Here is a 23,981-nt window from a genome sequence, read left to right as displayed (position 1 = left end):
TAGCCCAGGATTCCTCCTGGACTAGCTTCAAAGTATAATATAAATATTAAAGTGTTCTTGTGATGCTTGCTGGCTCACAATACCCTCCTGGGCACACACAATCTTTTTCTGTCAAGTCAACCGTTCCAGTTTCTACACATCCAAACTCATTAGTAATTTGGATAGCATATGAAGTTGGACCAGAGCCTACAGTAGGATTTGTTAAGTTTGAAGCAAATGCTCCACCATTTGCTCTCATGTCAGTTCCAGTTTGAACCGGTTCTGTAACTGAGGCAGGATTAAAGGTAGCTCCCGCATGCCATAACAGTTCATCAGAGTCACGATAGTCTGTAATATACAATCTTGCGTCATCTTGAGCTGCGTCACCCACACAAAGTGCGTTAACCGCTATAGGCTCAATATTCGGCTTAGGATTAACAATTACACGAAGGTCTTCCATTGGTCCCTCACAAGATAAAGTAGAAGCGTCTGGTGCAATATACTGCCACTCTTCCCAAACTAAACCATAACTAGAACCGGCGTCATCTGTAGTTGGAGTTGGTACCGCTACTCCATCATCTGTAAACGCTGGATAAGTCCAATGTGTATAAGTATTTGATGGTGAAGTAGTACTAGCAGTAGATGGTGTCAAATGATTATCCAATGAAACAGCCGCATCATCTAAACAGTATACTGGGTCATCAAAACCAGGTCTGTCTGGCGTATCTTTTATATACACTATAAGCTCTGCATTATAAGATTCACAACTTGTAGTTCCGAAAGTCTGCGTAACATAAAATCTTAAAGTATCTACCGAAGAGGCATCAGGAGTAGGAATAACGGGGTCGGCAGGTGTTCCACCAGCACCAGTGGCTAATGTATCATCATACCATGTTAGCGTATAAGCTGCACTTAAAGGTGTTGCGGTTAAAGGTACTGTAGTAGTAGACCCTTCACAGTAAGCCAAATCTTCCACTACAGGTGGCTCTGGCAATGCATTAATATTCACTACAAAAGAATCTGGATAAGACTCACAGCCATTTAAATCTGTTTGCGTAACATAATATGGCCCAAATTGTCCTGCAATAGAAGAATCTGGTTTATCCCATAGACTACTTGTATAAAAAGGTGTATCTCTTACCGGTGTTTGGTACCAGCTAAGAAACCCTGTAGCTCCAGTACCTGAAGAATCCACTACGTGCTCAATAAACTCAGCAATCTCATCATATTGACAATACGTGCTATCTTGCATAACAGGAGGCTCAGGAAGTGGATTCACCAACATTGTTACAGTATCAGTTTTAGCACAGTAAGTATCAACAGAACCCGAAGTAAATGGACTCGTAAAAGTTTGAGAAACTTGAACTACGTAATCACCTGAATGTGCTACAGGATCCGCATCTAAAATGCCAACACTGTCGCCTATAGCTGCAAAAGTAGTTGCGGAGTCTGCCTCATACCACCAATTAAAATCATAATCAGTACCTGGGAAATCCGTCATATTAGTAACCGTCAACTCTATCTGCTCTTCTTCACAAATAGGAGTATTAGAAGAAGCTATTGGCTTTTCTATATCCGTAATAACAAATTCAAATGTAGTAGAGTCTATACATGTTGCATGAAGTTCATCTAAAGCTTTTAGTTTATAATAATATGTACCAGCTGTTTGTGGCAAAGTAGACAAGTCTAATGTTAAGGCTGTTTGCCCTACAATAGTATCTGTAGTTGGGTTATCAGTTCCGTTATCGTTAAACCACTGATATACTACCTGCCCTCTATCAGAATCATAATTTCCAGGAGGTGTGTTATCTTGTGCTATTACTGTAGGAAGTGTTTCATTCAAACAAATAGCGGCAGGTGGCATAGCTAAAAGCTCTGGCCTTACACCTTGAACTATATCAATAGGACAACATCCTACTGCATCACAACTAGCATTAGTTGGATGATCGTATCTAAAGTTATAAGAACCCACTGATAGTATAGTTAATGAACCATCAGCATTAAGTGTATATTCACCAGGAACAGATGCAGTAATATCTGAACCATCTTTTTGCCATGTAATACCTGTATAAACATCACTAATCAAAGTGAAGTCAAATGAATCTGTAGTACACCAATCCCATGGAGTAGAAATACAGGTAGAACTCTCATCATCTTCATCTTCAAAAGCACTTCCACCCCCTTCAACCAAAGGCATAGAGTCTAACTCATCCACTGAACCGTCACCGGCAGTATTAACCTCTGCTCCTATTTGAAAAACACCTCTTTCACTTACAACATATGTTAATTGTAAGGTGTAAGTTGCTCCCGCGGGTACTGTACCTACATCCCATAATAAAGTTCCTTCATTATAAGTACCATTCCCTCCTGTGTCAGACGAACCTCCAACTAATTGCAAACCTGATGCCGGCTCATTAACAATAATTTGAACACCAGTAGCATCTACTGTGTTAACTCCCGCATTCGTATTATCATTAAATACAGAAACAGTCACCGTTACTGTAGCACCTACGGTAGTGGCATCACCACTTTTAGCTACAGTGACGTCTAGATCAGTATAATCTGGTTCCGCAGACCAGTTTACTCTTGGTAATACAATAGTAGAGTCAGAATAACAGCTATTATCAGGCATTTGAACCCTAACTGTGTATTGCTGCCCTGCTGGGGTTGCTGGATTAGCCAAACCTGTAGCGATATATCGCCCTAAGGTATTTGTCTCAGTAGCCGCTGTAAGCGTTCCATAAGTTGCTGAAGGCGTACCAGAATAGGTGGTACCTGAAGCGTAGTCTACAATATAATCATTGGCTGGTACACCAGATAACACTAGTTTAGCGTCACCTACTCCTTCCGCAGATTCATCAATAGATTGGACTGTGAATTCAATTTTTTCGGCACACTCTATTTGGGCGAAGGTTTTAGTATTCGCTAAAAATAATAAGCAAGCAGTTAAAAGAATGAATCCAAACCGTCCAAGCCCTTTCATGGCGAGCTTTTCTCTGTTTTTAATCAATAATTCCATTTGATTTGATTTGAATTAAATAATGTTTAAAATTTATTTTATACATGGGGGGGTTGCAAAACCTTTTAGGTGTGTGTGTCTCTTTAAAAATCTATATTGTAGGTCTCTCGACGTCAATTTTTACTTTACTTTATTAATACTAGCTGGCTCGCAAAACGGTAAACAATCGTCACATTGTCTTTCGAACTCAACCGTATGGTCAACAGGGCAACCATCTCTACTTAGTATCCTTACGGTATAATAAGTGGTAACTCCTGATGGGTTATCTATTGTTTCGTACATTCTACCATTTGATGGTATTACTGCTGGTGTTGCTGGAATTGCGGTAGAAGCATCAAAAGTGCTGCCTTCGCTAAAAGAGTAGGTTTCTCCTTCTCTAAATCCTGTTGCTATTAAAATTCCATTATCTAAAGGAACTTCACCAACACATGTACTATTTACAGTTATCACCTCCGCATTAGAAGTTTCCCTGATTTCAGCAACTGCTAATGCTCTATTAAAGCTTTCACAATTACTTGTTGATGTACAGCTAGCAAAATAATTCGCAGTGGCCACCAATGATTTAGTCTCAAATGTTGTGCCAAATCCCACAATTGAATTAGAAAATTGATTATCAAACCAGGTGATAGTTCCTGAACATCCTGATGCCGTGAGCGTTAACACCCCAGGACCACATCTATCAGCATTTGTAACAATTGGTGCCTCTGGAGCAGGGTTCACAATTACATTAACAGAATCAATAGTTTGGCACGAATTTAAATCCGTGACTTGCACTATATAAGAACCACTATTCAATGTATCAACATTACCTATGCTAGGATTTTGCAAACTAGAAGTGAAACCTTGTGGACCTGACCATGCATAAGTATCACCTCCGTTTACCGTTAAAAAGACTGAATCTCCTTCACAATATTCGCCTCCAGTCATTGAGATTACTGGTAATGGATTAACCGTTATAAGAATAGTATCTTCAGAAGTACAACCATTAGAATCAGTGGCCACCACTATAAAACTTGCGTCAGCAGCTGGAGATACTGTATGAGAATTCCCGTCTGGTAAACCATTATTCCAAGAATATACTATTGGAGCATCTCCACCTGTAGAGCTTGCTGTTAACAAGGCTGTAGAGCCAAAGCAAATAGTAGTATCAGCAGAAACCGTCAACACTGGACCAGGGTGGTCTGTTAATGTTACATCTGATAAGTCTATTGGACATTCGTCATTCTCCCATCTTACCCATAAATCATAGGTGGCTGGAGCTAAACCAGAATAACTTACGCTTCCCGCATTATCGTTAACCGCTGTTTCATAGGTAACACCACCATCTAAACTAAATTCTATTTGTGTTCTGGTAGCTTCATCTGGGAAGGTGAAAGTTATTTGACCATTATCTGTAGTACATGTAGGGTCTACATAAGTTACTGTAGCGGTTGGAGCTGGACGCTCTTCTAAGTCTACGTCCCCTAAATCAATAGGACAGCTATTATCGCCCCACCTTGCAAAAATCTGATAAGTGCCTGCACTAAGCGTATCAATACTATAAGTATTTAATGAATCATAAGTGAAGTAAGGATAAGTTAGCCCTCCATCAACACTAAATTGAATAGTATCTTGATAAGGCTCATTTGAAAAACTGAAGGCTATTTGACCATTATTTGGTATACATAATGGGTCTACATTGCTCACTGTAACATCAGGAAAATCGTTCACAATTAAAATAGCTGGTGCCGAAGATGCGTCTGTACACCCTACACCATCCGCAAAACTGTTAATTCTGTACTGATACTGCCCAGCGACAGCTGTGGATGGACTGTAAACAGAATCCGTTTCACTACCAATATTTTGCCAAGTGACACCATTAAATGCTTGCCACTGATAGGTAATATTTCCAACACCATTCTGAGGACTTCCCTCAAAAGTAACTGGAGTTCCAAGGCATACTTCTGCATTACCTGGAAGAACATCAATTGACAACTGCGGTAATACTGCAACACTAGCAATATCAGAAACGGCAGTTCCGCAGCCAACTCCTGAGGCAGTAGCCTCTAATCTGTAATATAAAGTATCAACTGATGCTGTACTTGGAATAAGCTTAGCTTCAGTAGAATCTGCTATTGGATTAAAAGAACTTCCATCTGAAGAACTAAACCATTGATAAGTCACGGTACCTGTACCTGTACCTGATGTAGTATCAGAGACTAACTGTACCAAACCATTTTGGCAAACTATATTATCATCCAAAGACACATCTACTTCAAATACTGGAAGTACCTCCACTGTAGCAGTAGCCGACCTAACGGTACCACAGCCAGAACCAGATGCTGTGGCTTCTATGTAATAATAGGTAACTCCTAATGAGGATGTATTAGCTGTTAAACTTGAATCTGTTTCTCCAGGTATTAATGTAAATACACTATTATCAGAAGATTCAAACCATTGATATGTTACCGTTCCTGTACCATTGGTGGTATCAGCCACTAAATTCACATTACCGCCCACACAAACTGTATGATTTGTCAAAGCTACATCCACAGAGAATATTGGTAAAACCTCTACGCTTGCCGAAGCGGAAGTAACCGTACCACAACCCGAACCACTTGCTGTGGCTTGAACTTGATAATAAGTTATACCTTCTGAGCTTGTATTTGCAACATATACTGAATCGGTAGCCCCACTTATTGGACTGAAAGTACTGTTATCCGTAGATGATAACCATTGATATGTTACTGTTCCTGTACCATTAACCGTATCTGCCTCTAACTGTACAGCTCCGCCAATACAAACTACGGCATTATCAACATTTACATCAACATCAAAAATTGGTAAAACGGTAACCGTAGCATTGTCAGAATCAACTGTTCCACAACCTGAGCCACTTGCTGTGGCTTGAACTCTATAATATAATGAGCCTACTGCACTCGTGTTAGGAATGTAAGTAGAATCCGTTTCTCCGCTAATTGGTGTAAATGTGCTGTTATTTGAAGACTCATACCATTGGTAAGTAATAGTACCGCTACCTGATGTAGTATCGGCAAATAGTTCTACAGCTCCGCCAATACAAACAGTGTTGGATAATAATGTTACATCAACCTCAAAAACTGGTAAAACTTCTACAAAGGCTGAATTTGATGTTACCGTTCCACAACCTGAGCCACTTGCCGTAGCCTCAATTCTATAATATGTAATTCCTACAGAAGCAGTATTTGCTGTCAAATTGGAGTCTGTTTCTCCGCTAATTGGTGTGAAAGTGCTATTGTCTGAAGATTCAAACCATTGATACGTCACTGTTCCTGTTCCATTTGTGGTATCGGCTATTAGCTCAACAGCCCCTCCTACACAAACAGTGTTATTTGCTAAAGAAACATCAACAGAAAAGACAGGTAAAACTTCAACCGGAGCAGAATCCGATGTTACTGTTCCGCAACCCGAACCACTTGCCGTAGCTTGAACTTGATAATAAGTTATACCTTCTGAACTTGTATTAGGAACGTAAACTGAATCGGTAGCCCCACTAATTGCACTGAAAGTACTGTTATCTGAAGATGAAAGCCATTGATATGTAACCGTTCCCGTTCCGTTAATAGTATCTGCTTCTAATTGCACCGCTCCTCCAATACAGACAACTGGATTATTTACAGAAACGTCAATATCAAAAATTGGCAAAACGGTGACGGTCACATCATCAGAAATAGCGGTTCCGCAACCCTCTCCGCTAGAAGTGGCCTGAACTTGATAATACATGACTCCTTCTGATGAAGTAACTGGTACAAATGCGTTTCTGGTAGAGTCTGTTACAGGACTAAAATTTGAACCATCTGTACTGCTAAACCATTGATAAGTTACTGTTCCAGTACCAGAAGTAGTATCGGTAATTAATAAAACCTCACCACCAATACAAACAGTATTTGACAACAAACTAGCGTCTACTTCAAAAACGGGTAGAACCTCCACTGTTCCAGTAGCAGATCTTACTGTTCCGCAGCCAGATCCTGAGGCTGTTGCCTCTACATAATAATAACGTGTTCCTACTACAGCGGTATTGACATTCAACAAGGAATCTGTTTCTCCATTAATTAAAGTAAATACACTATTGTCGTCAGACTCAAACCATTGATAAGTTACTGTGCCTGTACCATTCGTGGTGTCAGCAAATATTTCAACAGTTCCTCCGACGCAAACAATATCATCACTTACTGTAATTTCAATTGAGAATATTGGTAAAACTTCAACAGGTACTGAAGGTGAAACTACTGTTCCACAACCAGAACCATCTGCAGTAGCCTCTACTCTATAATAAGTAATACCTTCAGTGGCTGTAGATGCAACATAATTAGAATCGGTAGCACCAGAGATGGGGCTAAAGCTTACATCATCTGTTGACTCAAACCATTGATAAGTTACTGCTCCTGCTCCATTTGTTGTATCGGCCACTAATTCTACAGCCCCACCAATACATACTAGCGGGTTGTTAACAGTAACATCTACTGAAAACACTGGTAACACTGTTACTGAGGCATTTGCTGAAGTAGCCGTTCCACAACCAATTCCACTAGCGGTAGCCTCTACTTGATAATACATTAAGCCTTCTGAAGAAGTAACTGGAGAATAAGTGGAGTCTGTAGCTCCGCCAATTACACTAAAATTAGTGCCGTCTGAACTACTTAACCAGCGATAGGTAATATCTCCTGAACCAGAACTAGTGTCGGCAGTAAGCACTACAGATCCATCAATACAAACAACATTATCAATCAAGGAAACATCAACATCAAATACTGGTAAAATTTCTACCCTAGCATCGTCTGATGGAGGAGCATTACATCCATTTCCATCAGGTATGGTTGTTAATCTATAATACTCTACTTTAACCACATCAGAAGGTACATTTAAAGTAGCGGTGGTATCATCTGGTAAATCAACCCATGGAGCATTTCCATCAGAAGAATATTGCCATTGGTACTGATACTCTCCTGTTCCCCCTGTTATGGTTGGTATAAGTTCTACATCACCATTTAGACATAGACTTATATCTGTAGTGTTTAAATTGATAACGGGATCGTCTACCACATGAAATAATACAGCATTAGAAAGAGCATCATTACAGTCAAATGTTAAATCTTCAACAAAGACTCTATAATATATTTGATGAGCTACAGACGTTTCTGGATGATAAACAGAGTCTTTTTCTCCTACTATTTCGGTCCAAGTACCAGTGGTATCATAAGTAGAGAACCATGTAAAATCAAAATCACCAGAACCGCCCACTACCTCTGCCGTAATAAAGGCCATACCATCAACGCAGACTGAGTCTGGGCCAATTGATACCGTAAGGGTAGGCTGATCTTCAACGGCTACATTAATAGTATCTGTAACTGGACATCCTGAAGAATCTCTTACAGTTACTATATAATCAGTAGTTACACTTGGATTAACATTTACTGTAGCGGTGGCAGGCAAACCATTATCCCACTCAAAAGTATAAGGGGCATTTCCTCCAGAAGGAATAGCTTCTAGTGTTACTTCGCCAGAACCTATACATTTAACCTGATCTTCTGTTACTAGAACTTCAATAGGCGGAACTATAATTTGGGTCAATGCACTGTAGACAGAACACTGCGGGTCATCAATAGTACCTGCGGTAGTAGCAAGTCTAATTCTATAAATTCTCCCACTTAAAGCAGAAACTATTGGTGTTGGCAAAGTTAAACTCACATCCATAACTCCAGAAACGTAAGTTCCTTCAGCTACTGCGGTAACTTCATCCCATGTAGCTCCGTTATCATCACTTTTCTGCCATTTGAAGAATGTGTGCTCCGAATATGGGTCACCAATACTGGCATTAATTTCTTCACTATCTCCTCCAAGGCAAGCTACCGTGGTACCACTAAGTTCAATTTCTAGTGGACACTTGCTCACTTTAATATCATCCAAAATCCAGTTATTACCAAAACCTCCAGGAGCAATGTTTCTAAGAGCAAAAAGAGCTGATGTAGTATTATCACCAGTTTTAAAGGAGAAACCTACTTTTTGCCAACTGGTACCTCTTACTTCACCAGACCTCGCCATTATGACACCATCAATAATAAATGCAGCATCAGGCTGAATTGGTGAATCTGGGGAGATATTTCGCATCCACGCAGTAAAGTTATACTGCGTATTTGGACACAAATCACCAATTTCCTTTTCAATTACAATGTTAGGTGTATAACCAGCATTGATAACCATCATATAGCCCTGAGTATCTCCAGGAGTATGATCTTGACTTAAAATATCCCACCAACCTGTGGCTTGAGAAAATTGAAAAGCTTGATGATTATTATTATCACAATCTGTCTCGTATACTATGGAATAAAAACTATCCCAAGGAGAGTAACAAGTATAGTTAGAATAGCCATACTGCGTCTCTGTCAAAACTGGACCGTTTTCATCTGTTCCAGAACCAAAATCTCCATTTGGAAATAAGTTTGGAACCGAATCATCATCACAGAAAACGTCACTTGTACAGTCTGCACCATTATTTGGTACTTCAATATATCTTTCTGCGTAACAGAATTCGTTTGCCCTAGACACCTTAACATAATATAAACCAGGGGTTAGGTCTTCTATTGTACTATTATCTAATGTTGATATTGGTACGGAGGCTCCTTTTAAAGTGGCCAGCCAAGTAACATCATCAGATTGGCGAATTCCTTGTAATTGTATTGAACCATTAGCAGCATAACAATCTGAGGCTGCCGTAACATTTTGCCCAGTAAAGTAAGACGAAGTAGTGGATACTAAAGTGTTATTAACATTCTTACAGATATTCTGTGTACCATAATCTCTTACATAAAAGAAATAATTACCAACTCCTAAACCACCAAATGTATGAGACCCTCTATACCAGTTGACTCCATCCAAACTTGTTTGGTATTCGTTGGTAGCGGAAATCGTAACCTGCCCTGTATTCGATGTACAGAAAGCTGGATTAGAAGGAATTATAACATATTGTTGGTCACAAATATTATTACAATTATTAACCACCGTTAAATTTGTAGTAGCTGTAGCTGTACAGCCATTAGAACGTGTTGTGGTAATGGTATAAGTTCCCCCATCAGAGTTTTGCGTCACCAAAAATGTAGGAGATTGCGAAGGACTAGACCAACCCGAAGGACCTGACCAACTATAAGCACTTACGTTATTTCCACCACCAGTAAATTTAGCTGTAGAGCCTTTGCAATGCCTTTGTGTTACTGAAGCCGTAGCTGTAGGTACAGGCAATATATCAACAAAGACCTCGGCTCTCGTAGAACTAGGACAAGTAAACTCTGTACAGTCAACATAATAATTTCTATCACTGCTTAAAGAAGGGCTAGTAAAAGATTCACCAGTTCCTAATACTGTAGAACTACTAGAAGTGCTATACCAACTATAAACTCCTGAACAGCCAGAAGCCGTAATGGTTACTGTACCAGGCCCACACCTCTCCACGTCACTTACAATTGGTGGGTCAGGAATGGTATTTACAGAAATTGCCACTGTAGCACTTGCTGTACAGCCTTGAGGTACCGTAGTCACTACCAAGGTATAAATACCTGTCATATTGGTAGTACCGTTGGTTCTATTAGGGTCTTCCTGTGAAGAAGAAAAAGAGTTAGGACCGGTCCAAGCGTAAGTTCCACCGCCACTACCTTGTAAATTCAAGGTTTGTCCTACGCATATATCTGCAATAGTGACAGAAGCTACTGGCGTTGGTGCTGGATTAACGGTTACATTCATGGTAGAGATAGATGAACAATTATTGATATCAGTTACCTGAACGGTATAAATACCATTGGCTCCAGCAGGAACACTAGCTATTGTTGGGTTCTGACTTGAAGATAAGAATCCATTAGGTCCTGCCCAGCTATAAGAATTTCCTCCACTGGCAGTCAAGTTAAGTGTTTGACCTTGACAAGTAGGCCCATTATTTGAGGTTGCAACTGTAGGTAATGGATTTATAACCACATTAACAGAAGCTGTAGCTGTACACGAAACTGAATCTGTTACTGTAAAAGTATAAACACCATCAGCTGCTAATGTTACATTGTTTATTTGTGGAATTCTAAGACTTGAGGTAAATGAGTTTGGTCCAGACCAATCATATTGGTCTGCAGTAGATCCATTTAATATTAGTGTAGCTCCTTCACAAACCGGCCCATTACTAGTAGCACTCGCGGTGGGAATTGAAACTACTATCTCGGTTGTTGCTGTACCTGTACAGCCATTTGCGTCTGTAACAGTCACTGAGTAAATGCCAGCATCAGAAGCGGTCATGCCACTTATTACTGGATTTTGGGCATTTGATGTATAACTGTTTGGTCCTGTCCAGGAATAAGTAGAACCGCCAGTTGCGGTCAAAGCTACATTTTGCCCTAAGCACGATATTCCACTATTATTTGCTGTAGGATATACAATAGACACATCTACATCATGTGTGGTAGAGTCAATACAGCCATAGGTATCTATTACAGATAATGTGTAAATTCCTTGAACCAAACTATCCGAAACGGAAAGTACGGGATTTTGAGAAGAGCTCGTAAAACTATCTGGGCCTTTCCAAGTATAAGTTGATGCCGAACCTGTACTAAGATTCAAACTAGAACCGAGACATACTGGTTGATTACTTGAAATTACCGGTACAGGTAATGCCCTAACCGTAACAGATGTAGTAGCGGTGGTGGTACAGCCTGCTACATCTACAGTAACACTATAAACTCCAGAATTAGATGTATTAGAATTTACTATAAACGCATCTGCATCAGATGAACTAAAACTAGATGGACCCGTCCAAGAATAATTGGTCCATCCTGGCATCTCTAATTTCAATGAGTCTCCGGTACAAATAGATGGTAAGGAGATTATAGGATCTGAAGTATTAAGAATCGTTACATTAATACCCGTGGTAGCAGTACAACCCAATGAGTTATTTACGGTTACTGTATAAACTCCACCTTCTGAAGAGCTAGCACTTGGGATACTGATACTAGAAGAAGAGCTTGTAAATGAATTTGGACCAGACCAACTATAGCCTATACCTCCAGCTGCTTCTAAACTTATTAAACCACCTTCACATAATGCAGTATCACTAGAAACCACAAGGCTTGGGAATGAAAGTGATAATTCTGTAGTGGCAGATGCCGAACAGCTAGAAGCATTAGTTACAGTTACTGTATAAATACCTGTTTTGGCATTGGTAATATTATTTACTGTCGGGTTTTGCTGATTTGAGCTAAAACTATTTGGACCTACCCACGCGTAAGAAACTCCACCAGAAGCCTGAAGTTGGGCATCATCATATTGACAAATGGTTCCGGGGTCGGTTACGGAAACATTTGGCAAGCTATAAAGCGTAAGTTCTGTAGTAGCAGTTTCAGTACAAGCATCATTAATAGAAACCGTGACGGTATAAATACCTTCATTACTTAGTGCAGTATTTGAAATACTTGGATTTGCTGAAGAAGAACTAAAACCATTTGGTCCAGCCCAGCTGTATGTATCTCCTCCTGAGGCCGTTAAATTAATAGTACTTCCAACACATTTAGGACCGTCATTACTAGCAGTTCTATTATTAGCAACTACATTAATAGACACGGTAGCTGTAGCTGTACATGAATTAGTATTGGTACCAGTTACTGTATAAACGCCCGTATTAGAAACAGAAGGACTGTTAATTGTTGGGTTTTGACTGTTTGAAGAAAAACCATTTGGACCAGTCCAAGTATATGAATTACCTCCAGAGGAGTTTAAATTCAATGCATATCCAGAGCATATTTTTGAATCTGGTGTACTGGCAGTTACTGTAAGGCCTGAAGTGACTGAGACATTAACAGCGGCATTGTTTGAACAACTATTAGCATCAGTAACTGTCAAATTATAAACCCCTGCATTTGATGGAGACACCGAAGCTATGTTTGGATTTTGATTAGTTGAGCTAAAAGAGTTTGGACCAGTCCATGTGTAATTATTACCTCCGCCTGACGTAAGGTTAATAGTACTTCCTGCACATACTGGAGAATTAGAGCCTATACTTACTGTTGGTAAATTATTAACCACTACAGCAATAGTATTAGTAGCAGTACAGCCTTCGCTATCGGTAGCAGTAATACTATAGGTGATATTACTATTAGGGCTTACATTTTTACTACTTCCTGTTCCTAAACCATTACTCCAAGAGTAACTAACGCTTCCTACTCCATTCAATAGTGAAGCTCCTAAAGTAGAACTTTCACCAAGACAGATGGTAGGGTCACTATTAGTAGTATTCAATGTTCCAGAAACCCTAGCAATATTAACAGAGCCTAAATCTACGGGACACTCATTATTCCCCCATCTCGTCCAAACTTCGTAATCACCAGGACCAAAACCTCCAATGGTAGTACTCCCTACATTATCGTTTACATTATTTCCGTAAGAGCCGCCATTATTAGTACTAAACTCTATTCCTGTTCTACCACTTTGGTCTGGGAAGGTAAAAGTGATTTCACCATTATTCAAACCACAGTTAGCGTTTTGACTGGTTACAGAAACATTTGGAGCCACATTAACAGTTACATTGGTTGACGCCGTGGCTGAGCAACCTGAATTAGTGGCAGTTACCACATAATTACCAGAAACAGCTGAACCTACATTTGCGATAGTAGGGTTTTGCTGAGAAGAACTGAAACTGTTTGGTCCAGTCCATGTATACACCGCACCAGAACCACCACCAGAAACACTTAAGTTTAATGACTCTCCTGTACAAACAGCCGAATTAGAAGTAGCCGTGAGATTACTAATGGCACAGTCATCTATTATAAGATCAAAATCTGCAACATCACAGACATTCCCATTGCCCCCTGACTCACTATACTGCGTAACCTTGATACTATATGTTCCTACTCCCCAGTTTAAAGATACTGCATCAGTTGGCATTCTATATGGAGAAGCACTTTCAATATTACTTTGATTCGCATCTCCTGTGACCTGGAACTCCATACTACCAACGGAACCAGTTCCCGTGGCTTCAATATTCCAATTATTGGGCAATTGACCTGTGTAAAGAGTAGCTCCGCCAGTAATGTCAATATCAGAACTTCCGCCCAAATCATTAATCATAACCTGATCAATATCAGAACACGAAGGGTCTGGAACGCAGCTTATATTTGCTATCCAACCTGATTCGTTCACGGAATAATCAGATGTAAACCTTATAGTCAAACAGCCTTCTGTAGAGGTAATTGTCCCTGGGCTTGAATTACCAGTGTAGTCATCGAACAATTCGTCTGAAACAGAAGTACCATCATAGATTCTTAGATAATCATACCTGTCTTCAAGGCTAAAACTGCTAAAGGTAAAACGAATATTATTCCCTGGGCTAGCACAGTAAGTTCTTGTGTAGTCTTCATAATTAGAATAATTCCCACCGCTTCCACCAGTATCTGTAAAAGTACCAGAACATGTAGAAGGTAAGTCTGTTAAGATAGAGACATCGTCTATAGCAAAAATATTTCCTGATGACTCTCGAGTAAACTCTTTTATGGCAAATGTTACCGTACCCGTAGAAGTAGCAGTATAAACCACCGTTATCTTTTGCCAAGTATCATTGGCAACTGAGGTACTACCTATCTGAGAACCATTGGCTGTCCAGCCCAAAGTAGAAAAATTTCCATTATATGCATTCCTATACCAAAAAGACAAGGTGTAAGTCTGTCCGTTGGTTACAGAAATATTAGTTTGCCAAACATCATCATTATTAGTACTTCCATTAGCTATTAGCATTTCGCCAGCACTAGTACCTACAGTGTGATCATAAAAATCGTAAAAGGCATTATTTACATCTCCGGGCTCATCATCAATATCATAGTCGCCATTACTAGAGCCATTCCAATCGTAATCAGAAGAAAAACCATTTCGGCCATCATTGAAATCACCGTTTGTAACTAAATCAATAGGAAAAGCAAAACTTTTAAACCCTATCAGCATGAGAAAGGCTAAAACACCAAAAGCCCTGCAGTATTTAGCATGAAGGGCTAAACCTTTACAAGGCTCATCTATCAGTTTTTGTATTTTCCTTTTAGGATTACTCACTTATCGGTTTTGGTATTCAGCAAGATTTGCTATTAAAGACCTTCAGTCTTCCAGCATGACTTTACACTTCCTTGTGCAGAATCTCTTATATAGTACCAATCACCGTGCCAAAAGGAGGTAAACGAAAACCCAACAAGCATTCAAACTGAGACAGGAAGCTCTTTAACAATAAATTACCTTCAATAATAAAATATTTAAAAAAGCTAAGCCGCTTCAAAAAAGCATACTGAAATTCTATTTAAAATAGAGCTATTTATCATTCTAGTGTTGGACGTGTAAAAAGCCCCCAACAAGTACAAAAAGCTAGTATTAAGGCCTAATCGCTCTGTTTTTATCCTTGAAAAAACTTAATTCATATATCTAAAACCTTATTTTTTGATAAAGAAATGGCTAACTAATCACAAAAACTGTTATAACTCTAATGCCAAAGAATGAGATGGAAAATATTTTTCCCGACATTTGAGAAAAATAAAATTTGATGAATTTCTACCCAGGTCCTTCCAAAATTTATCCTTCTGTAAAAGGTTTCATGTCTGAGGCCTTTGACTGCGGTATTTTAGAGAAAAATCATAGAAGTGATTCCTTTATGGACATGCTAAAGGAAACCATTGATTTGTTTAAGACAAAAATGGCTGTCCCGCCAGAATACGAAGTCTACTTTACCTCATCTGCCACCGAATGCTGGGAAATAGTGGCACAGTCGGTACTCTCTGGAAATGTTCAGTTTGCTTATAATGGAGCCTTTGGAAAAAAGTGGTTTAAATACACCGTTACTAATCCTAGTCCAAACATTGACAGAAGCATTGAAACCATAAATGGAATTAGAGGTTCTCGTTTTTTCTTAGACCAAGAGCTTTCAGAAATACAGATTGCCGAAAACTATGACTGTTTTTGTGCGGTGCAAAGTGAAACCTCAAATGGAAGCTACATTAACAATGAAAACCTCAGAAAACTTCCTGCTCACTTCCTTAAATGTTTTGACATAACCTCATCTTTAGGAGGCTATGCTATTGATTTTTCTGCTGGTGATGTTTTCTTGGCCTCTGTGCAGAAATGCCTTGGGCTTCCTTCTGGAATGGGTCTTATGATAGTTTCACCAAAGGCAATAGAAGCAGCCATTAAGCTTAATGAAAGAAATCATTATAATAGCTTTCTTTTTATTCGAGAAAATTTTCAAAAATTCCAGACCCATTACACACCAAATATTTTAAATATTTTCTTGCTAAACAGAATCCTTGGAGAAGTTGAAAATATAGAAATAGTTTCTTCAAAGCTAAAAGATCGTGCAGACGACTTTATTGAACATGTAACGTCTTTGAAAGGAATTAATCCATTGATTAAAAACAAACTAACCCAGTCTCCAAATGTCATTGCTATTGACGCTGAAGAAAAAATAATCACCATGATTAAATCTAAAGCCAAGCAAAATGAAATACTTTTGGGGAATGGTTACGGAGAATGGAAAAATAACACCTTTAGAGTGGCCAATTTCCCAGCTATACCAAACCAAGATTATCATCAACTAAAAGCTTTTTTAAGCGACACTTTAAGTAATGCCATTTGATTTTAAAGAAATTCTATCTGTAACGTTAATTCTATTTTCCATCATTGATATTTTGGGCTCTATACCTATTATATTAAATATTAGAAAAAAGTCTGGCGGTATTGAAGCAGAAAGAGCCACTATTATCTCTGGGGTTTTAATGTTTGGTTACCTCTATCTTGGAACAAAAATCTTAGCATTATTTGGTGTTGATGTTAGTTCTTTTGCGGTAGCAGGTGCTATTATTCTCCTTTTAATGGGTTTTGAAATGATATTAGGAAGAGAAATCTTCAAACATAACCCTACCACTGGGGCACGTTCCAGTTCTGTGGTGCCTTTAGCATTTCCTATGATTGCTGGAGCCGGAACCATGACTTCGCTTTTATCGCTAAAAGCTGCCTATCATGTTGAAAACATTATTGTAGGTATTCTAATTAACCTTGTCCTGGTTTATATAGTACTTAAATCATCTTCTTGGTTAGAAAGAAAAATAAGTCCAGCCAGTATAGAAGTCTTACAAAAAGTATTTGGACTTATACTGTTGGCCATTGCTATCAAACTTATCAAGGCCAATCTCCTTTTATGATTTCATAGGTTTTCATGAATACTTTCCTGCTTTTAATGCGTTAATTAGATGAATCCCTTATTTTAGACCTATTAAATTTAAATCATCTCAAAGCTAGATTACATGGAAAAACTTGTTTCAACACCAAAGAAAAAGAACACTTTAGAGCGTAAAGAATTTATGAAACAGGTAGGAATAGGCTTCGGCGGAATTCTACTGATGAATTGTCTTCAAGCTTGTTCGGACTCAGAAATACCTGACCCAATGCCAGGAGGCAGTGGAGATAAAGTAGATATAACATTAGACCTTAACTTAACTGCAAATAACAAACTGAACACACCAGGAGGTTACGTGGTAACAAATGGCGTTATAGTAGCACGAACCTTGGCCGATAATTTCATAGCGGTTTCTGCTAAATGCACCCATCAGGGCACTATATTAGAGTACAGACCTTCTCAAAAAGACTTTTATTGTCCACTTCATGAGTCTGAATTTTCTGAAGCGGGTGCGGTAGAGAAAGGACCTGCTACAGGTGCTTTAGTGAGATATAATGTTACTTCTGACGAAACGTCCAATACTGTCCGTGTTTTTGAATAAATGATAATAAGAGCACAAGACGGAGATTTATTAAATACAAAATCAGACCAAGAATACTTCAAAAAAGTTAAAGCTTTCATAGTAGCTTGGGAAAATGGGCAAGAGTATATTGAAGTTAAAACTTCAGGTTCTACAGGCACTCCTAAAATCATTTCTCTCTCAAAAGAACAGGTATTAGCATCTGTAGATCAGACTGCCAAAGCATTTCATTTAGACCAAGATTGTATTTTCTTGTGCAATCTTTCTGTAGATTTCATTGCGGGCAAACTCATGATAATTAGAGCCTTAGAGCTTGGTGCCGAACTTATAGTTTTATCGCCAGAAGGTGACATACTAGAAACTCTTGGTCAACACAAGTATCTTTTGACTAGGAATATGGGCAAAAACTTCTTTGCTTTTGTGCCTATGCAGTTAGAGAAATTGCTAATTAACCCCCATGCCTTCGAGGTGCTTAATACGGCAAGAGCCATCATTCTAGGAGGTGCGTCAGTTGGTGAAAAGTTATTACAGAAAATTCAAGAAATCAGAACACCCGTTTACGCCACCTATGGCATGACCGAAACGGTAACTCATTTAGCTACCAAAAGACTAAATGGCGATAAACCAGATAAATATTTCAGAGCTTTCTCTGATACAGAAATCAAACTTGACGAGCGAGGCTGCCTGTGTGCTAAAAATAAAGCTACAGGAGACAAATGGGTTATCACCAATGACTTAGCTACGCTCAAAAAAGGTAATCAATTTCAGTTAAATGGGCGTATTGACGGAGTTATAAACAGCGGTGGTGTCAAACTTAATTTGAGTGAGATTGAATCAAAAATTGACAAATTAGGTTTAATCACAAAACCATTTTTCTGTTTTGGTATTCCTGATGAAAAGCTTGGTCAAAAATTACATCTCTTTGTAGAAGATTCTTTTAAAGATGATGCTCTGGTAAACCATCTCAAAAGGAAATTGCCTAAATTTGAGGCTCCAAAGCAGGTTGTTTTTGTTAATTCATTCTCAAAAACTGGTTCTGGAAAAATAGATAAAATAAAAACTGTAGATGCATATTCAATTTCAAACAAGTGACCTAGTTCCCCCTCCCTACGCCTATGCTGTAGAAATACACCTAGAGAAAAAAGAAAATGGAGAACAACACCTAGATTTTGAACTAAGCTATTTAGACCGTGATGGTTTATCTACAGACGAAATATACGACGAAGGTTTCTCAGAAGACGACGACTTAAAATGGTCTGGTGATTTAAATGAGGATTGGTCTGAATACATTGAGAGCATAAAAAGCGATTTGCATCTTATCAAGAAATCAGAACTCCGCTCAGGAGATAATTTCTGGCAAATAACGTATAATAAAAGAACAGGATACCCAGACGAAACTGAACACCTTTCTATTTTTATTCAAGAACTACAGCAAGCCGCTTTTGAAGCCGCAGAAAGAGAATCTCCTTTACTAATCAGGGTTTTACGAATTTCTAATGAAGAAAGAAAAGACTACAGTTTTGAAGCTTCATTCAAAGAAAGATCATACTCTGAAACCCTAAATGGTCAAAAGAAAAGTCACCCATGGGATGATTTAAACATTTTCTTGAAAGATGTATTTTCTGGAGATTTCAGACCAGAGCAGGCGAGCAAAAAAGCACCTAGAAAATCTGGCTTATATCTTAGCATTGGAGACGAACTTTGGTATGAGTTAGGAAAAAGCTATTTAATTCAGCCTTCTAAAATTCAGCAGTACTTATCCTAATCGCTTTAACTCTGCTTGTAGCTTTTCTACTAAATCATTCAGTGTACTTAGGTCTTTAGTTGGCTGCGGAAGCGTTTTTGAAAAGAATGCTTTCACCTCCCATAGTTCCTTAATTTCAGAAACTGGAATTTCTATGGTGTCTATATCGCCAACTTCGGCACTTAAAATCACCGTACCTTTTCTCCCTATTTGACTAAAAACTGTGCGGTATAATATTCCGTGTGTTTTTGACACCACCAAGTACCTATCGCCATCTTCTAAATCACTAAAGTTTTCAATTGGTGATACAAACAATACACTTTTAGCAAAAGGGAAATCCTGACCCGTTTCAAAAGCCCTATAATTCTTACCCTTCGGTAAGTCGAAAGATACTTTTTTAAGCTGGGGTTCTAAAGATGCCCAAGAGCTATTTAGATATTTGGCGAAATACTTTAACTCTACCAATGGAATAAGTGGCAAACCATGCTTGCTCTCACCACTGTCTGTCAAGCTAATATTAAGCGAGTGTAATTGTTCTTCCAGAGTCGCATCGCTCCCCTCTTCTCTTAAAATTATATCTTTTTCGTCCTCCTCTTCCTCTATTTGCTTTAAACGCTCTATCTCTTTTTCTAAAGGACTGCCCCAAAGCTCATCTTCTGTCATAGTTTCTACAGAAAGATTAAAATGGTCGGCTATTCTTTTAAGTTTTGGATATGGCGGCATGGCTCTCCCGTCTTCATAGGCATCCACAGATGCTCTGGTAAGACCTAATCGCTCTCCCATATCTGTTTGAGAAATATCTATTTCCTCTCTTAGAAACCTTAAATTTTTAGCAAAAACCGACGCCATAAATCACTTAATAATTAATACGCTTGAAGTTAAGAAATTAAGCACCAATTAGTCTAGCGTTTCTATTACTAAATTATGATTTGTGTAAATACAGATATCCGCCGCAATGTGTAAACCTTCTTCCACCATCTCTTTTGCGGTAAGCTGCGAAGCATGTTTTTTAATAGCAATAGCCGCCGACTGAGCATACATACTCCCCGACCCTATTGACGCTATTTGATTATCTGGTTCTAGCACATCACCTGTTCCAGATATTATCAGCATTTCATCTTTATTTGCCACTATCATCATGGCCTCTAACTTTCTTAAATATCTATCTGTACGCCAATCTTTAGCCAATTCTATAGCCGCTCTCTTCATATTTCCGCCATAGGCTCCCAATTTCTCCTCAAACTTTTCTATCAGCGTAAAAGCATCAGCCGTACTTCCTGCAAAACCTGCTAATATCTTACCATCAGCTAGTTTCCTTACCTTTCTCACGTTTGATTTAGCTACGGTATTTCCCATGGTAGCCTGACCATCTGCCCCTAAGGCTACTTTGCCATTATGAATTATTCCAAGTACCGTTGTTGATTTTATCTTTGTCATCTCTCTTTGTCTCTATTTTAAGCTTCGCAAAAGTAAAAATTTATGTACTAAGTTCTCTTTGAAATCATGCTTTGCTCCCAAAGCTTTCGCTTCAAAAAACGTAATCTTGACTTAGTTTCTTAATTAAAACAATCTTGATACGCTCTAGTAAGTTCAAAAGCACTAATATTAAATTTCAATTGCAGGAATTTATACCTTTGAAATAGAATAATCAGCCAATCTCATGTCGTTCAAAAACAAAACATTGATAATAACCGGTGCTGCTCAAGGCATTGGATTTGAAATTGCGAAGCAATTAGCCTCAAAAGAAGTAAACATTATTTTCAATGACATGGACAATGATTTGGGCTTAGCCGCCCAAAAAGTTTTACAAGACTTAGGAAATTGTCGTTTTGTACAGGGCGATGCGGGAAATTTAAATATTATAAAAAAGCTTATTGACACCGCTATTAATGAATTCGGCTCTTTAGACTTTGTTATTGCCAATGCGGGTATAACCACTTCTTGCCCATTTTTAGATTATACCAAAGAAAAACTAGACCAGCTCCTTCACATCAACATTCAAGGCACTTTTTTCATAGCTCAGCAAGCTGCCAAACAGATGCTAAAGCAAAACACTGGCGGTAGAATTATCATGCTTTCTAGCACCACTGGTATTCAACCCCATGATGAATTAGAAGCTTACGGCATGACCAAAGCCGCTATCGCGTTCTTAGCCAAATCTTTAGGCACCAAACTAGCTCCACATGGCATTACAGTAAACGCCATTAGCCCTGGAGCCACAGTTACCGAAAGAACAGTATCCGTAGAAGGGTATGAAGAAGGCTGGGCAAAGCTAATTCCTACCAGAAAAGTTTCTAAAACTAGTGATATTGCCGCTACGGCACTCTTCCTTCTATCTGATGGAGCGGGGCAATTAACAGGTCAAAATCTCGCTGTAGACGGAGGCTGGCTAAACGTAGGACCCATGCCAGATGCTATATAAAAAATGGGTATAATTTAGCTATCAAGGGCTTAAGCTGAGCTAACATCAAACTTGATATACGCCTATTATCCTGTTTTATCTCACATAATCACTTTTTACTTCTCTCAGGTCAAAGTTTTTTCCGACTTTTGCGGAAATTTTGTTTCAACAAATATCCTCAATGGAAAAATTCGATAAAAATTATATTATAGGTTTTGTATTGCTGTTTTTGATGTACGGTTCGTACATGTATTTTTACCCAGCGGTACCTAAAGAGCTTCCAGCTACAGAAACTACTCAAGAAGTTCAAAATTCAAACACCACCACCAATGCTGCTGCAAGCACTCCAGTAGTTTTAGATTCGGCTGCTGCACAAGCACAGTATGGAAGTTTTGCATCTGCAGTTAATGGTGAAGCCAAAGATGTGGTTCTAGAAAACGCAGAACTTAAAGTAACCATCAGCTCTAAGGGTGGTGTGGTTAAAGAAGTTGCTCTTAAAAACCATAAGACATACGACGATTTTGATAAAGGTATAGATGCCCCAATGGTCATTATTGATGAGAGTAACTCTGATATCGACCTTGAAATTAAAACGCCTTCAGGAATTGTAAATCTTTCTGATTTATACTTCACAGTAAGTAGTCAGTCATCAAATGCTGCAGTTCTTGAACTTAAGTTAGCGGATGGCAAAACAGTAAGACACTCTTATAGCCTTCCTGAAACTGGTTATGTTTTAGATTATGATTTAGCTTTTGACGGAACTGCTGGTTTGATTAATAATGAAGCTGTTAACTTTAAATGGGAAAACAAGCTTAAAAGACTTGAGAATGATTTAGAGGAAAACAGAAAAGCTGCTCAAGTTAATTATTATGAAACGGATGGCGATTTTGAAGACATTGGTTTAAATAGTACAAGCGACGAAGCAGAACAAGCAGAAAGTCCAATTAGCTGGTTCTCTTTCAAACAGAAATACTTCACCAGTGGTTTTGTAAGTAAAAATGAAGGATTGGATAATCTTAGCGTTAGCTTACTTACTCCAAAGAACGATACGACTATAGTTAAAGATGCCACTGTTTCGGCTCTTATCCCTATTTCTGCTCTTACTTCAGGAAAAGGTAATTTCAGATATTACTTCGGACCTAATACTACAAAAGACCTTAACACGGTAGCAGACGGATTTTCTCAAAACCTTTACTTAGGTTATGACATCATTAAACCTATTAACAAGTACGTTTTTGTACCATTGTTTAACTGGTTAGAGCAGTTCTTCACAAACTACGGTTTCCTTATCATCGTGGTAGTTTTGATTATCAAATTAACATTAACTCCACTTTTATATAAGTCTTACACAAGTTCAGCCAAAATGAAAATTCTGGCACCTGAAATAGCAGAGATTAAAGAGAAAGTAGGTGACGACTCTGTAAAGGTTCAGCAAGAAACCATGAAGTTATACCAACAGGTAGGCGTGAGTCCACTGAGTGGTTGTATTCCAATGTTGCTGCAAATGCCAATTTTGATGTCGGTTTTCTTCTTGTTTCCAAACATGGAGATGTTCCGTCAGAAAGGCTTCCTTTGGGCAAAAGACCTTTCTACCTATGATGCTCCACTAAGATGGGCTACAGATTTACCAATAATTGGAAATCACTTAAGCCTTTTCGTGGTTTTAATGACTATTTCCAGTTTAGCTTTTACATACTACAATAACCAGATTACCCCTGCTCAGCCAGGTCCGGTAGATATGAAGAAAATCTCTTATATCTTCCCATTGGTATTCTTCTTTGTATTGAATAGCTTCCCTGCTGCATTGAGTTTTTACTACTTGGTTTCTAACTTAGTAACTATTGCTCAGCAGCTTACGGTTAAAAGATTTATCGATGAAGATAAGATTAAGGCCGTTTTAGAAGAAAATAAAAAGAACTACGCAACTAAGCCTAAGAAGAAAAACAAATTTGCCAATTACATGCAAAAACAATTGCAAGCTCAAGAAGAGGCAAATAAGATAAAAGCTCAAGAACTTAAGAAGCGTAAAAACAAAGGCAAATAATAATAAAGATGTTCTGTGTTGATTAG

The 23,981-nt window shown here is 38.6% G+C and carries 11 protein-coding genes; 7 read left to right on the top strand and 4 right to left on the bottom strand.

The features are described 5' to 3' along the window. Nucleotides 1-46 precede the first annotated feature (46 nt). Nucleotides 47-2,998, bottom strand: coding sequence for a hypothetical protein (locus AC0L6O_RS08265; RefSeq protein WP_473307738.1), 2,952 nt, complete (start codon nt 2,996-2,998; stop codon nt 47-49). Nucleotides 2,999-3,118: 120 nt separating this feature from the next. Beyond that, nucleotides 3,119-15,082 carry an Ig-like domain-containing protein gene (locus AC0L6O_RS08260; RefSeq protein ID WP_473307737.1) on the bottom strand — a complete coding sequence of 3,988 codons (11,964 nt, stop codon included), beginning with the start codon at nt 15,080-15,082 and terminating at the stop codon, nt 3,119-3,121. A gap of 478 nt (nt 15,083-15,560) precedes the next feature. Here AC0L6O_RS08260 and AC0L6O_RS08255 point away from each other — a divergent pair, with 478 nt between their 5' ends. The 5 genes from AC0L6O_RS08255 (at nt 15,561) to AC0L6O_RS08235 (ending at nt 19,531) form a co-directional block, all read left to right on the top strand. Beyond that, nucleotides 15,561-16,646, top strand: a complete 1,086-nt coding sequence (locus AC0L6O_RS08255) for an aminotransferase class V-fold PLP-dependent enzyme (protein ID WP_473307736.1) — start codon at nt 15,561-15,563, stop codon at nt 16,644-16,646. Next, a complete protein-coding gene (locus AC0L6O_RS08250) occupies nt 16,636-17,211 on the top strand; it encodes a MarC family protein (protein ID WP_111372056.1) in 576 nt (191 codons plus the stop codon). The genes AC0L6O_RS08255 and AC0L6O_RS08250 overlap by 11 nt, the downstream gene beginning before the upstream one ends. Before the next feature lie 102 nt (nt 17,212-17,313). Beyond that, nucleotides 17,314-17,787: a QcrA and Rieske domain-containing protein gene (locus tag AC0L6O_RS08245; RefSeq protein ID WP_473307735.1), complete on the top strand. Its 474-nt coding sequence runs from the start codon at nt 17,314-17,316 to the stop codon at nt 17,785-17,787. Next, nucleotides 17,788-18,858: an AMP-binding protein gene (locus tag AC0L6O_RS08240; protein ID WP_473307734.1), complete on the top strand. Its 1,071-nt coding sequence runs from the start codon at nt 17,788-17,790 to the stop codon at nt 18,856-18,858. Continuing rightward, on the top strand, nt 18,833-19,531 hold the full coding sequence (locus AC0L6O_RS08235) for a hypothetical protein (RefSeq protein ID WP_473307733.1): 699 nt from the start codon (nt 18,833-18,835) through the stop codon (nt 19,529-19,531). Before AC0L6O_RS08240 ends, AC0L6O_RS08235 begins: the two co-directional genes overlap by 26 nt. Here the strand turns inward: AC0L6O_RS08235 and AC0L6O_RS08230 are convergent. Both AC0L6O_RS08230 and hslV read right to left on the bottom strand, forming a co-directional pair. After that, nucleotides 19,523-20,359, bottom strand: a complete 837-nt coding sequence (locus tag AC0L6O_RS08230) for a helix-turn-helix transcriptional regulator (RefSeq protein WP_473307732.1) — start codon at nt 20,357-20,359, stop codon at nt 19,523-19,525. The genes AC0L6O_RS08235 and AC0L6O_RS08230 overlap by 9 nt on opposite strands. 48 nt (nt 20,360-20,407) lie before the next feature. Further along, on the bottom strand, nt 20,408-20,947 hold the full coding sequence (gene hslV, locus AC0L6O_RS08225) for an ATP-dependent protease subunit HslV (RefSeq protein ID WP_473307730.1): 540 nt from the start codon (nt 20,945-20,947) through the stop codon (nt 20,408-20,410). 223 nt (nt 20,948-21,170) lie between these two features. Between hslV and AC0L6O_RS08220 the strand changes: the two genes are divergently transcribed. Together AC0L6O_RS08220 and yidC are read left to right on the top strand one after the other, a co-directional pair. After that, a complete protein-coding gene (locus AC0L6O_RS08220) occupies nt 21,171-21,932 on the top strand; it encodes an SDR family NAD(P)-dependent oxidoreductase (protein ID WP_473307729.1) in 762 nt (253 codons plus the stop codon). 160 nt (nt 21,933-22,092) lie between these two features. Next, complete coding sequence (gene yidC, locus AC0L6O_RS08215; protein WP_473307728.1) at nt 22,093-23,955, top strand: membrane protein insertase YidC; 1,863 nt, start codon at nt 22,093-22,095, stop codon at nt 23,953-23,955. Nucleotides 23,956-23,981 lie beyond the last annotated feature (26 nt).

The organism is Arcticibacterium sp. GJ41-1, from assembly GCF_055808875.1.
Note: the sequence above shows the minus strand (reverse complement) of the source record. Positions and strands in the feature narration are given on the sequence as shown.

Coding starts and splice junctions, on each gene's coding strand:
- AC0L6O_RS08265 (WP_473307738.1), bottom strand. CDS start 2,998: ATGGAATTATTGATTAAAAACAGAGAAAAGCTCGCCATGAAAGGGCTT.
- AC0L6O_RS08255 (WP_473307736.1), top strand. CDS start 15,561: ATGAATTTCTACCCAGGTCCTTCCAAAATTTATCCTTCTGTAAAAGGT.
- AC0L6O_RS08250 (WP_111372056.1), top strand. CDS start 16,636: ATGCCATTTGATTTTAAAGAAATTCTATCTGTAACGTTAATTCTATTT.
- AC0L6O_RS08245 (WP_473307735.1), top strand. CDS start 17,314: ATGGAAAAACTTGTTTCAACACCAAAGAAAAAGAACACTTTAGAGCGT.
- AC0L6O_RS08240 (WP_473307734.1), top strand. CDS start 17,788: ATGATAATAAGAGCACAAGACGGAGATTTATTAAATACAAAATCAGAC.
- AC0L6O_RS08235 (WP_473307733.1), top strand. CDS start 18,833: ATGCATATTCAATTTCAAACAAGTGACCTAGTTCCCCCTCCCTACGCC.
- AC0L6O_RS08230 (WP_473307732.1), bottom strand. CDS start 20,359: ATGGCGTCGGTTTTTGCTAAAAATTTAAGGTTTCTAAGAGAGGAAATA.
- hslV (WP_473307730.1), bottom strand. CDS start 20,947: ATGACAAAGATAAAATCAACAACGGTACTTGGAATAATTCATAATGGC.
- AC0L6O_RS08220 (WP_473307729.1), top strand. CDS start 21,171: ATGTCGTTCAAAAACAAAACATTGATAATAACCGGTGCTGCTCAAGGC.
- yidC (WP_473307728.1), top strand. CDS start 22,093: ATGGAAAAATTCGATAAAAATTATATTATAGGTTTTGTATTGCTGTTT.